Source organism: Citrobacter sp. Cpo045, assembly GCF_030332875.1.
GTDB classification, from domain to species: domain Bacteria; phylum Pseudomonadota; class Gammaproteobacteria; order Enterobacterales; family Enterobacteriaceae; genus Citrobacter; species Citrobacter portucalensis.
Genome location: NZ_JAOWGZ010000086.1, coordinates 382,858 through 395,081, shown reverse-complemented (window position 1 = coordinate 395,081; position 12,224 = coordinate 382,858). Strand labels below are relative to the sequence as shown.

Annotated in this window: 9 protein-coding genes and 1 pseudogene; 2 read left to right on the top strand and 8 right to left on the bottom strand. The window is 53.1% G+C overall.

Going from position 1 to position 12,224, the window contains the following annotated elements:
* Positions 1-13: 13 nt before the first annotated feature.
* From fbaA to tkt, 4 genes are all read right to left on the bottom strand, one after another.
* Positions 14-1,093, bottom strand: a complete 1,080-nt coding sequence (gene fbaA / locus OGY13_RS08450) for a class II fructose-bisphosphate aldolase (RefSeq protein ID WP_003027029.1) — start codon at positions 1,091-1,093, stop codon at positions 14-16.
* 88 nt (positions 1,094-1,181) lie between these two features.
* Positions 1,182-2,345 (bottom strand): phosphoglycerate kinase, encoded by a 1,164-nt coding sequence (gene pgk / locus OGY13_RS08445; protein ID WP_003027032.1) that lies wholly within the window; start codon positions 2,343-2,345, stop codon positions 1,182-1,184.
* A 39-nt stretch (positions 2,346-2,384) separates the two neighbouring features.
* Positions 2,385-3,413 carry an erythrose-4-phosphate dehydrogenase gene (epd, locus tag OGY13_RS08440; protein ID WP_008785759.1) on the bottom strand — a complete coding sequence of 343 codons (1,029 nt, stop codon included), beginning with the start codon at positions 3,411-3,413 and terminating at the stop codon, positions 2,385-2,387.
* Between the two features lie 493 nt (positions 3,414-3,906).
* A complete protein-coding gene (gene tkt / locus OGY13_RS08435; RefSeq protein ID WP_003825453.1) occupies positions 3,907-5,898 on the bottom strand; it encodes a transketolase in 1,992 nt (663 codons plus the stop codon).
* A 279-nt stretch (positions 5,899-6,177) separates the two neighbouring features.
* Between tkt and loiP the strand changes: the two genes are divergently transcribed.
* Positions 6,178-6,936 (top strand): metalloprotease LoiP, encoded by a 759-nt coding sequence (loiP, locus tag OGY13_RS08430; protein ID WP_032944921.1) that lies wholly within the window; start codon positions 6,178-6,180, stop codon positions 6,934-6,936.
* A 101-nt stretch (positions 6,937-7,037) separates the two neighbouring features.
* Here the strand turns inward: loiP and speB are convergent, their stop codons facing one another.
* The 4 genes and pseudogenes from speB to yqgG form a co-directional block, all read right to left on the bottom strand.
* The gene (gene speB / locus OGY13_RS08425) at positions 7,038-7,958 is read right to left on the bottom strand and encodes an agmatinase (RefSeq protein WP_003027056.1); all 921 of its coding nucleotides are present in this window, start codon (positions 7,956-7,958) and stop codon (positions 7,038-7,040) included.
* 207 nt (positions 7,959-8,165) lie between these two features.
* On the bottom strand, positions 8,166-10,142 hold the full coding sequence (gene speA / locus OGY13_RS08420; protein ID WP_071692619.1) for a biosynthetic arginine decarboxylase: 1,977 nt from the start codon (positions 10,140-10,142) through the stop codon (positions 8,166-8,168).
* A complete protein-coding gene (yqgB, locus tag OGY13_RS08415) occupies positions 10,135-10,281 on the bottom strand; it encodes an acid stress response protein YqgB (RefSeq protein ID WP_071692618.1) in 147 nt (48 codons plus the stop codon). Before yqgB ends, speA begins: the two co-directional genes overlap by 8 nt.
* 258 nt (positions 10,282-10,539) lie before the next feature.
* Positions 10,540-10,641: pseudogene (yqgG, locus tag OGY13_RS08410) on the bottom strand (small protein YqgG); the annotation flags it as partial.
* A 418-nt stretch (positions 10,642-11,059) separates the two neighbouring features.
* On the opposite strand from yqgG, the gene metK reads away from it, so the two are divergent.
* Positions 11,060-12,214 carry a methionine adenosyltransferase gene (metK, locus tag OGY13_RS08405; RefSeq protein ID WP_020996311.1) on the top strand — a complete coding sequence of 385 codons (1,155 nt, stop codon included), beginning with the start codon at positions 11,060-11,062 and terminating at the stop codon, positions 12,212-12,214.
* The last annotated feature ends 10 nt before the right edge of the window (positions 12,215-12,224 follow it).

The window sequence follows — 12,224 nt, the reverse complement described above, 5'->3', positions numbered from 1 at the left end:
AGAATGGCGTAAATTACAGAACGTCAACCGCGTTCAGTTCTTTGAAAGCCTGTTCCAGACGGGTGATCATGGTTGCCTGACCAGCACGCAGCCATACGCGCGGATCGTAGTATTTCTTGTTCGGCTGATCTTCGCCTTTCGGGTTGCCCAGCTGGCCCTGCAGGTAAGCTTCGTTCGCTTTGTAGTAGTTCAGAACGCCTTCCCAGGTAGCCCATTGGGTATCGGTGTCGATGTTCATTTTCACTACGCCGTAGCTTACGGAGTCTTTGATTTCCTGAGCAGTAGAACCGGAACCGCCGTGGAAGACGAAGTTCAGGCTGTTGTGCGGCAGGTTATGTTTCTTAGAAACATAGTCCTGAGAGTCGCGCAGGATGGTCGGGGTCAGAACAACGTTACCCGGCTTGTAAACGCCGTGTACGTTACCGAAGGAAGCTGCGATGGTGAAACGCGGGCTGATTTTGCTCAGCTCGGTGTATGCGTAATCAACGTCTTCCGGCTGGGTGTACAGTGCAGAAGCGTCCATGTGGCTGTTGTCCACGCCGTCTTCTTCGCCACCGGTGCAACCCAGTTCGATTTCCAGGGTCATGCCCATTTTGGACATGCGCGCCAAGTATTTGGAGCAGATTTCGATGTTCTCTTCCAGAGACTCTTCAGACAGGTCGATCATGTGAGAAGAGAACAGCGGTTTGCCGGTTGCTGCGAAGTGTTTTTCACCCGCGTCCAGCAGACCGTCGATCCACGGCAGCAGTTTCTTCGCGCAGTGGTCAGTGTGCAGGATAACCGGAACACCGTAGTGTTCAGCCATCTGGTGAACGTGATGCGCGCCAGAGATAGCACCCAGGATTGCAGCGCCCTGAGGAACGTCAGACTTCACGCCTTTACCCGCGATGAAAGAAGCACCACCGTTGGAGAACTGTACGATTACCGGCGCTTTAACTTTTGCAGCGGTTTCCAGAACGGCGTTGATGGAGTCGGTACCAACGCAGTTAACAGCTGGCAGGGCAAAGTTGTTTTCTTTTGCTACCTGGAAAACTTTCTGTACGTCATCACCAGTGATTACGCCTGGTTTTACGAAATCAAAAATTTTAGACATATTACGAATCCTGTATCTTCGGCCTTGGAAAGGGCGCGCGCTCTAAAGCGCGCTAATAATTGGGCAGGTTTCCCTGCCCATTAAATGCTTACTTTTTAGCGCGCTCTTCGAGCATCGCTACTGCTGGCAATACTTTACCTTCCACGAATTCGAGGAAAGCGCCGCCGCCAGTGGAGATGTAGGAGATTTTGTCAGCAATGCCGAACAGGTCGATTGCTGCCAGGGTGTCACCGCCGCCTGCGATAGAGAACGCTTCGCTGTCTGCGATAGCGTTAGCAACGATTTCAGTACCTTTGCGGAAGTTCGGGAATTCGAACACGCCAACCGGGCCATTCCACAGAATGGTTTTCGCATTTTTCAGGATGTCAGCCAGCTGCTGTGCAGAAGCGTCGCCGATGTCCAGGATCTGCTCGTCTTCTTTCACATCGCTAACGGACTTCAGAGTAGCCGGTGCAGTTTCAGAGAATTCAGTCGCTACGCGAACGTCAGTCGGGACCGGGATGTCGCAAGTGGTCAGCAGACGCTTAGCTTCGTCAACCAGGTCAGCTTCGTACAGGGATTTACCCACGTTGTGGCCTTGAGCGGCAACGAAGGTGTTCGCGATACCACCGCCAACGATCAGCTGGTCAGCGATTTTTGACAGAGAATCCAGAACGGTCAGTTTGGTGGAAACTTTAGAACCGCCAACGATAGCAACCATCGGACGAGCAGGTTCTTTCAGTGCTTTACCCAGCGCATCCAGCTCAGCAGCCAGCAGCGGACCTGCGCAAGCTACATCAGCGAATTTACCGATACCATGAGTAGAAGCCTGTGCACGGTGAGCTGTACCGAAAGCGTCCATTACGAATACGTCGCACAGCGCAGCATATTTTTTGGACAGTGCTTCGTCGTCTTTCTTCTCGCCTTTGTTGAAGCGAACGTTTTCCAGAACCACCAGTTCACCGGCAGCGACTTCAACGCCGTCCAGGTAATCTTTTACCAGGCGAACCGGAGCAGACAGTTTGTCTTTCAGGTAGTTAACAACCGGCAGCAGAGAGAATTCTTCGTTGTACTCGCCTTCGGTAGGACGACCCAGGTGGGAAGTTACCATCACTTTCGCACCCTGTTTCAGGGCCAGTTCGATGGTCGGCAGAGAAGCACGGATACGCGCATCGCTGGTTACTTTCCCTTCTTTAACTGGTACGTTCAGGTCCGCACGGATAAAAACGCGTTTACCAGCCAGATCCAGATCGGTCATCTTAATTACAGACATGGTGAATCCTCTCGTTGATTCATAAAGTTTTGTCGACGCTCAAGCGTCGAGCCTGAAACCAATAGCAGCCATCGCTAACGTAGTGTCGAGCATACGGTTAGCAAAGCCCCATTCATTATCACACCAGACCAGCGTTTTGATCAGGTGAGCGCCACTCACACGCGTTTGCGTACCATCTACGATGGCACTGTGCGGGTCGTGGTTAAAATCTACAGAGACCAACGGTAATTCCGTATAGTCAACTATACCATGAAATGCACCTTGTGCTGCTTTTTGCAGCAACTGGTTGACTTCACTGGCTTTTACTGGTTTTTTCACCGTCACGCTTAAGTCGATCGCCGTCACATTTATGGTCGGTACACGCACCGCTATCGCTTCAAAACGATCGTTAAACTGCGGAAAAATTCGCGTGATGCCCGCCGCCAGTTTGGTATCAACCGGAATAATCGACTGGCTGGCCGCTCGCGTGCGACGCAGGTCAGGATGATAAGCATCAATAACCTGCTGATCGTGCATCGCGGAGTGGATCGTGGTGACGGTACCAGACTCAATGCCGTAAGCATCATCCAGCAATTTAATGACGGGTATTATGCAATTCGTGGTGCAGGAAGCGTTGGAAACGATCCGGTGCTCAGCGCGCAGCTGATCCTGATTAACGCCATACACAACGGTTGCGTCGATGTCGTGACTACCAGGATGTGAAAAGAGCACTTTTTTTGCACCAGCGGCAATATGCGCCTCGCCGTGTTCGCGATTGCCGAAGACCCCCGTACAATCCAGCACGATGTCGACACCCAGTTCGCGCCATGGAAGTGCATCGAGTGTTCGCTCATGCAGAATGCGGATAGCGTCATCGCCAACGATGAGCTGGTCACGTTCCTGACGAACATCCCAGGCAAAACGTCCATGGCTGGTGTCATATTTCAACAAATGCGCCATGCCTGCAGCATCCGCAAGTTCGTTGATTGCCACCACGGTGATTTCCGCCCGACGCCCGGATTCATACAAAGCACGAACCACGTTGCGTCCGATGCGACCGAAACCATTAATCGCTACGCGTACGGTCATAGGTCTCCTGCAAGGATTTCTCAGAAACGATGTGGCAGACAGAGTAATGCAGCAAATCGCTCAGGGAAACCTTACCTGTCGCAAACTGCGACTAATTGGTTAATTGTCGAACATTTAATCGACTGAAACGCTTCAGCTAGAATAAGCGAAACGAGGAATAAAAGGAATGATTGTCCAGCAACAGAACACAGTTATCTGACTTGCGTCACATTTTAACGCCCTTCAACGCTAAATTTATTCCATATTCCAGAATGACGAATAACCGTAGCAAAATTATTTCGTTGTCGTGTTGCACACCCTGATTTAAATCAGAAAGCCCCCTAACCTGCATCTAATCACCAGCGCGAGGTCCGAGTCCCGGAGCCCTTCAACGATGCCGCAGACGGTCTGGATAGCAGACTGCGCCGTGCGATTGCGCAACGCGCGGCGCGTTCCGGAAAAGCAAAAAAAAAAACGGGCCGCCTGAGCGACCCGTTTTCACCTGTAATCGAAATTACAGCAGTTCTTTAGCTTTCGCGACAACGTTGTCTACGGTGAAGCCGAACTCTTCAAACAGCAGCTCTGCCGGAGCAGACTCACCAAAGGTGGTCATACCGACGATTGCGCCGTTCAGGCCCACGTATTTGAACCAGTAGTCCGCGATACCTGCTTCCACTGCAACGCGAGCGGAAACCGCTTTCGGCAGCACAGACTCACGGTAAGCGGCATCCTGTTTGTCGAACGCGTCGGTAGACGGCATGGAAACCACGCGAGCCTTCACGCCTTCGGCAGTCAGTTTGTCCCACGCAGCCACAGCCAGCTCAACTTCAGAACCGGTAGCGATGAAGATCAGTTCCGGCTGACCGTCGCAGTCTTTCAGCACGTAACCACCGCGAGCGATGTTTGCCAGTTGCTCTTCGGTACGCTCCTGCTGTGCCAGGTTCTGGCGGGAGAGGATCAGCGCGGTCGGGCCGTCCTGACGCTCAACACCATATTTCCACGCAACGGCGGATTCAACCTGGTCACACGGACGCCATGTGCTCATGTTCGGGGTCACACGCAGAGAAGCAACCTGCTCTACCGGCTGGTGAGTCGGGCCGTCTTCGCCCAGACCGATGGAGTCGTGGGTGTAGACCATGACCTGACGCTGTTTCATCAGCGCAGCCATACGCACCGCGTTACGGGCATATTCCACAAACATCAGGAAGGTGGAGGTGTACGGCAGGAAACCACCGTGCAGGGAGATACCGTTCGCGATAGCGGTCATACCGAATTCACGCACACCGTAATGGATGTAGTTACCGGCAGTATCTTCGTTAATCGCTTTCGAACCAGACCACAGCGTCAGGTTAGACGGTGCCAGGTCAGCGGAGCCGCCAAGGAATTCAGGCAGCAGAGGACCGAAGGCTTCAATCGCGTTCTGAGAAGCTTTACGGCTGGCGATTTTCGCCGGATTAGCCTGCAGCTTAGCAATGAACTCGTTCGCTTTGGCGTCGAAGTCAGACGGCATTTCACCTTTCATACGACGGGTGAATTCAGCCGCTTCCTGCGGGTAGGCTTTCGCATAAGCAGCGAACTTCTCGTTCCATGCAGCTTCTTTTGCCTGACCGGCTTCTTTCGCATCCCACTGCGCGTAGATTTCAGACGGGATTTCGAACGGCGCGTATTTCCAGCCCAGCTGTTCACGGGTCAGTGCGATTTCTGCATCGCCCAGCGGTGCACCGTGAGAGTCGTGAGTACCCGCTTTGTTCGGAGAACCGAAACCGATGATGGTTTTGCACATCAGCAGGGACGGTTTGTCGGTTACTGCGCGTGCTTCTTCAACTGCGCGCTTAATCGCGTCAGCATCGTGGCCATCAACACCACGAACCACATGCCAGCCGTAAGCTTCAAAACGCTTCGCGGTGTCATCGGTGAACCAACCTTCAACGTGGCCATCGATAGAGATGCCGTTGTCATCGTAGAACGCAACCAGTTTGCCCAGCTTCAGCGTACCAGCCAGGGAACATACCTCGTGAGAGATACCTTCCATCATGCAGCCGTCACCCATGAAAGCATAGGTGAAGTGGTCAACGATGTCGTGACCTGGACGGTTAAACTGCGCCGCCAGCGTTTTTTCAGCGATAGCCATACCCACTGCATTCGCAATGCCCTGACCCAGAGGACCTGTAGTGGTTTCAACACCCGCGGTGTAACCCACTTCCGGGTGACCCGGAGTTTTGGAGTGCAGCTGACGGAAGTTCTGCAGCTCGGACATCGGCAGATCGTAGCCGGTGAGGTGCAGCAGGCTATAAATCAGCATGGAGCCGTGGCCGTTGGACAGCACAAAGCGGTCACGGTCAGCCCAGGACGGGTTAGTCGGGTTGTGGTTCAGGAAATCACGCCACAGGACTTCGGCAATGTCAGCCATACCCATCGGGGCACCCGGGTGACCGGATTTGGCTTTCTGTACTGCGTCCATGCTCAGCGCACGAATAGCATTGGCAAGCTCTTTACGTGAGGACATTTTGACTCCAGATCGGATAATGAAGGCTGAGCCCTTAACGACTTGACGACAGCGCGTTTTGGGCTACGCCGGAAAAAAGTGCCAACAATGTAACCCAAGCCGCGTGTCATGTACATGGAGCATCCTTTTGCCGCTTCAGAAATCTCTGGATCATGCGCGCAAGTTGCGCAATCTTCTCGCCCGCGTATTGTTCTTTTCTTTATACTTAGGCCGAGCGTCGGTTCACCTGCAAACGACGTAATTTTTAGAATAATCCTGACTTTGTGCGGAAGAGAAAAAATGAAAATTCGCGCTTTACTGCTTGCTACGAGCATGGCTGCGGCATTGACCGGCTGCCAGAACATGGACTCCAACGGACTGCTTTCTTCTGGCGCGGAGGCTTTTCAGGCCTACAGTCTGAGCGATGCTCAGGTAAAAGCGCTGAGCGATCAGGCCTGTAAAGATATGGACAGCAAGGCTACTATCGCCCCAGCCAGCAGCGAGTACGCAACGCGTCTTGGCAAAATATCCGCCGCGCTTGGCGATAACATTAACGGCCAGCCGGTGAACTACAAAGTCTATATGGCGAAAGATGTGAATGCCTTTGCCATGGCAAACGGCTGTATCCGCGTGTACAGCGGCCTGATGGATATGATGACCGACAACGAAGTCGAAGCGGTGATCGGCCATGAAATGGGCCACGTCGCGCTGGGTCACGTGAAAAAAGGTATGCAGGTTGCGCTGGGTACCAACGCTGTACGTGCAGCGGCGGCATCCGCTGGCGGCATTGTCGGCAGCCTGTCGCAGTCGCAATTGGGCGATCTTGGCGAGAAACTGGTGAACTCGCAGTTCTCCCAGCGTCAGGAATCCGAGGCGGATGATTACTCGTATGATTTGTTGCGCAAACGCGGGATCAATCCGGCAGGTTTAGCCACCAGCTTTGAGAAACTGGCCAAACTGGAAGCTGGACGTCAAAGCTCAATGTTTGACGATCACCCGGCATCCGCAGAACGTGCGCAACATATTCGCGATCGCATGAGCGCAGACGGGATCAAATAACCCTTGAACACTGCGGGATGGCGGCGTGAACGCCTTATCCGGCCTACAAACATCAACCAGCTGTAGGCCGGATAAGCGTTAGCGCCATCCGGCAAAACAACTTACTCGCCTTTTTTCGCTGCCTGGATGTACAGCATTTCCAGAGCCAACGTAGCTGCCGCCAGCGCGGTGATCTCTGACTGATCGTAGGCCGGAGCCACTTCAACAACATCCATCCCGACGATGTTCAGATCTTTCAGACCACGTACCAGCTTGATCGCGCGATCGGAAGTCAGACCGCCAATCACTGGCGTACCGGTACCCGGCGCAAACGCAGGATCCAGGCAGTCGATATCAAAGGTCAGATACACCGGCATATCACCGACAATCTGCTTAACCTGGGCGATGATGTCATCTACGCTGCGATCGTTCACCTGGCAGGCATCCAGCACGGTAAAGCCATTGTCTTTGTCGAATTCGGTACGAATACCAATCTGCACAGAGTGATTCGGATCGATCAGCCCTTCGTTTGGCGCAGTGTAGAACATGGTGCCGTGGTCGAATTCGCAGCCGTTCGCGTAGGTGTCGGTGTGGGCATCAAAGTGCACCAGCGCCATTTTACCAAAGTGTTTTGCGTGCGCGCGCAGCAGCGGCAGCGTGACGAAGTGGTCGCCGCCGAAGGAGAGCATGCGCTTACCGGCAGAAAGCAGCTTCTCAGCATGAGCCTGCAGTTTTTCACTCATTTCACGCGCATCACCGAAGGCATAAACCAGATCGCCGCAGTCCACCACGTTCAGGCGCTCGCGCATATCGAAGTTCCACGGGAAGCGGTTATGCTCCCACGCCAGGTTAGTGGAAACCTGACGGATCGCCGCCGGACCATGACGCCCGCCCGCACGACCAGACGTTGCCATATCAAACGGTACACCGGTGATCACCCAGTCGGCGTCGCTGTCGTACGGCATGAAGTTCATCGGCAGACGTAAAAAACCAAAGGCGTTAGAAACCAGGGAGTTGTCGTATTGATGACCTAAGGTGCTCATGTACTGACCTCTTTAAAAATCGATGAAAAAAAATCCCCTCCGCGTCGTTAAGCCCGACGAGGAAGGGATTGATTTGGTAACTGCATATTTACGGCAAATTATCGCCGTTATTTTGTACGGATTCAAGTAAGTGCCACAAATGCGGCTTCGCCTTATCCGGCCTACTTCCGTAGGCCCGGTAAGCGTAGCGCCAGCAGGCATTTATCGTTACTCATCTTCCAGATAAGTATAACCGTACAGACCGGCCTCAAACTCTTCGAGGAACTGTTGCTGCAGCTCGGTATCCAGATCGGTGTTTTTCACCTGGTCACGGAACTGCGTCAGCAAGGTGTTCGGATCCAACTGCACGTACTGCAACATATCCGCCACGGTATCCCCTTCGTCGGACAGCTCAACTTCTACGCTGCCGTCAGGGAAGACGAACACGTCAACCGCTTCGGTATCACCAAACAGGTTGTGCATGTTGCCGAGGATCTCCTGGTACGCACCCACCATAAAGAAGCCCAGCATCGGCGGGTTCTCCGGGTCATATTCCGGCATCGGCATGGTGGTCGCAATGCCATCACCGTCAACGTAGTGGTCGATAGCGCCATCAGAGTCACAGGTGATATCCAACAGCACCGCGCGGCGCTCAGGTACCTGATTCAGTCCTTCCAGCGGCATTACCGGGAACAGCTGATCGATCCCCCACGCATCTGGCATCGACTGGAACAGCGAGAAGTTGACGTAAATCTTATCCGCCATTCGCTCCTGCAGCTCGTCGATAATCGGACGGTGCGCACGGTTGCTCGGGTCGAGTTGTTTCTGCACTTCATGGCACATGTTCAGATAAAGCTGCTCAGCCCACGCGCGCTCTTGCAGGCTAAAGGTACCTGAAGAGTAACCAACGTGAATATCGTGCAGATCCATCTGGCTGTCGTGCAGCCATTCACGCAGTGAACGACGGGTTCCCGGTTCATGCATTTCTTGCCAGGTTTCCCACATGCTTTGCAAAGCACGCGGCGCATCATCAGCCGGAGGCGTTGCTTCTGTGTGTTCGCTACGCTCAACGCCGATAATGTTTGATACCAGCACGGTATGGTGCGCGGTAACCGCGCGGCCAGACTCGGTGATTACCGTCGGATGCGGCAGACCGTGTTCTTCGCAGGCGTCGCCAATAGCCCAGATGATGTTGTTGGCGTATTCGTTCAGGCCGTAGTTTACGGAACAGTCAGACTGCGAACGGGTACCTTCGTAATCCACACCCAGACCACCGCCCACGTCGAAGCACTGGATATTGACGCCAAGCTTGTGCAGCTCAACGTAGAAACGCGCCGATTCACGTACGCCGGTGGCGATATCACGAATGTTCGCCATCTGCGAGCCAAGGTGGAAGTGCAGCAACTGAATGCTGTCCAGACGACCGCGCTCGCGCAGAATTTCGACCAGTTGTAGCACCTGGTTTGCCGCCAGGCCGAATTTCGATTTTTCCCCGCCTGAGGACTGCCACTTGCCGGAGCCCTGCGACGCCAGACGCGCACGCACGCCCAGACGCGGAACGACATTCAGGCGTTCAGCTTCATCCAGCACGATAGCGATTTCAGACATCTTCTCGATGACCAGATAGACCTTATGGCCCATCTTCTCGCCAATCAGCGCCAGACGGATATATTCGCGGTCTTTATAACCGTTACACACGATCACGCTACGGGTCATTCCGGCATGAGCCAGAACGGCCATCAGTTCAGCTTTGGAACCCGCTTCCAGTCCCAGCGGTTCGCCGGAGTGGATCAGCGATTCAATCACGCGGCGGTGCTGGTTGACCTTGATCGGGTAAACGAGGAAATAGTCACCGTTGTAACCGTAAGATTCACGGGCACGTTTAAACGCGGCGTTAATCGAACGCAGACGGTGTTGCAGGATCTGCGGGAAGCAGAACAATGCAGGCAAACGCTGGCCCTGCGCTTCACGGGCTTTCACCAACTCAGCAAGGTCAACGCGCGCTTCGGGTACGTCCGGATCCGGGCACACGCTGATGTGACCCAGTTCATTGACGTCGTAGTAGTTATTACCCCACCAGGCAATATTGTAAGTACGCAGCATCTTGCTGGCTTCCTGGGAACTCATTGCAACCTCCTGCATGGAGCGTAGTACACCGTGTTCGCCTGCTGACGAAGGCGAACCCAAAGAAATGTCGTCAGACATAGCGAACCTCAATTTTATTAACAAGTGTAAAACAGTTGACTACTATCGCAATCCGAAGACGCGATAACAACCCAAATACAGGCAGAATTTGCAGCAGATAGTGCTGACGCTCCGACTGTGCGACCGGTTTCTTTTTCATATCAATGTAAACACGTAACCGAACTTAATGCTGACGGTTCGGCGAAACCACGAGAAAACTCTTGTTTACCAAGAGCGCCCTTGTTCAGTTCTTAGTGACCGTTACCGGCTCTTGAGTCCTGAGATACGCCGAGATGGGTATACACTTCATCCTTCATGCAGCCTCTTTGTTGGCTACGCTCATTCGCCCTAGTCACGCACTACTCGTACGTTCAGGAGACTCATTCACTTGCCGCCTCGACGCAGCATAAATGATTTTGTGTATATAACATCGACAGGTATGCAAAGCAGAGATGCAGATTGCGGGGGACATATGTACACCAGAACGGTGCGACAGATTCTGCAGAATACAACGGTTCATTATCTCGTATCACCTCCACGGTTGCTCCTTACGGAACGAACCCACAAGCCAAAGCTAAAGTTTTAACCCGGCTGGAAGTGGCAACACGATGAAAACGTCGTGTGCTTTTGTATGAGCCGCGCGCCGCGTTTTATACCGATAAGAAAGTCAAAAAGCAAAAGATAAATATGCACATTGCCAGCACCGTCAGGAAAAATTTCCAGTTACATTTTCAGTACAATGCGACCTCAATCAAAAAAAGCTGGAAATCAGGCGAAGAACTGTCCTAAAATAGCCGTCCAGATGTTAATCCATCTATACCGATTAACACTCAGACTGCCAGTGTCCGTCATCTGCAGACTCATGGTAGAATCTTCTACACATGACTATTCCACTCGACAGTTTGAGCTAACCAAATTCTCCTTAGGTGAAATTAAATATGGCAAAACACCTTTTTACGTCCGAGTCCGTATCAGAAGGGCATCCTGACAAAATCGCTGACCAAATCTCTGATGCTGTGCTGGATGCAATCCTGGAACAGGATCCAAAAGCACGCGTTGCCTGCGAAACCTACGTCAAAACCGGTATGGTTTTAGTTGGCGGTGAGATCACCACCAGCGCATGGGTTGATATCGAAGAGATCACCCGTAACACGGTTCGCGAAATTGGCTATGTGCATTCCGACATGGGCTTTGACGCCAACTCTTGCGCGGTACTGAGCGCGATTGGTAAACAGTCTCCGGACATCAACCAGGGTGTTGATCGTGCCGATCCGCTGGAACAGGGCGCAGGCGACCAGGGCCTGATGTTTGGTTATGCAACCAACGAAACCGACGTGCTGATGCCAGCACCTATTACCTATGCTCACCGTCTGGTGCAGCGTCAGGCTGAAGTGCGTAAAAACGGCACCTTATCCTGGCTGCGTCCGGATGCCAAAAGCCAGGTAACCTTCCAGTATGACGACGGCAAAATCGTCGGTATTGATGCGGTTGTTCTGTCTACTCAGCACTCTGAAGATATCGACCAGAAATCGCTGCAAGAAGCCGTTATGGAAGAGATCATCAAGCCGGTACTGCCGACTGAATGGCTGACCGCTTCGACCAAATTCTTCATCAACCCAACTGGTCGTTTCGTTATCGGCGGCCCGATGGGCGACTGCGGTCTGACCGGTCGTAAAATCATCGTTGATACCTACGGCGGCATGGCGCGTCACGGCGGCGGTGCATTCTCTGGTAAAGATCCGTCTAAAGTTGACCGTTCCGCAGCCTATGCAGCCCGTTACGTAGCGAAAAACATCGTTGCCGCAGGCCTGGCTGACCGTTGTGAGATTCAGGTTTCCTACGCAATCGGCGTGGCAGAACCGACATCTATCATGGTGGAAACGTTCGGTACTGAAAAAGTGCCTTCAGAGCAGCTGACTCTTCTGGTGCGTGAGTTCTTCGACCTGCGCCCGTATGGCCTGATTCAGATGCTGGATCTGCTGCACCCGATTTACAAAGAAACCGCTGCTTACGGTCACTTTGGTCGCGAACATTTCCCATGGGAAAAAACCGACAAAGCACAGTTGCTGCGCGACGCTGCCGGTCTGAAGTAATTTAAACCAG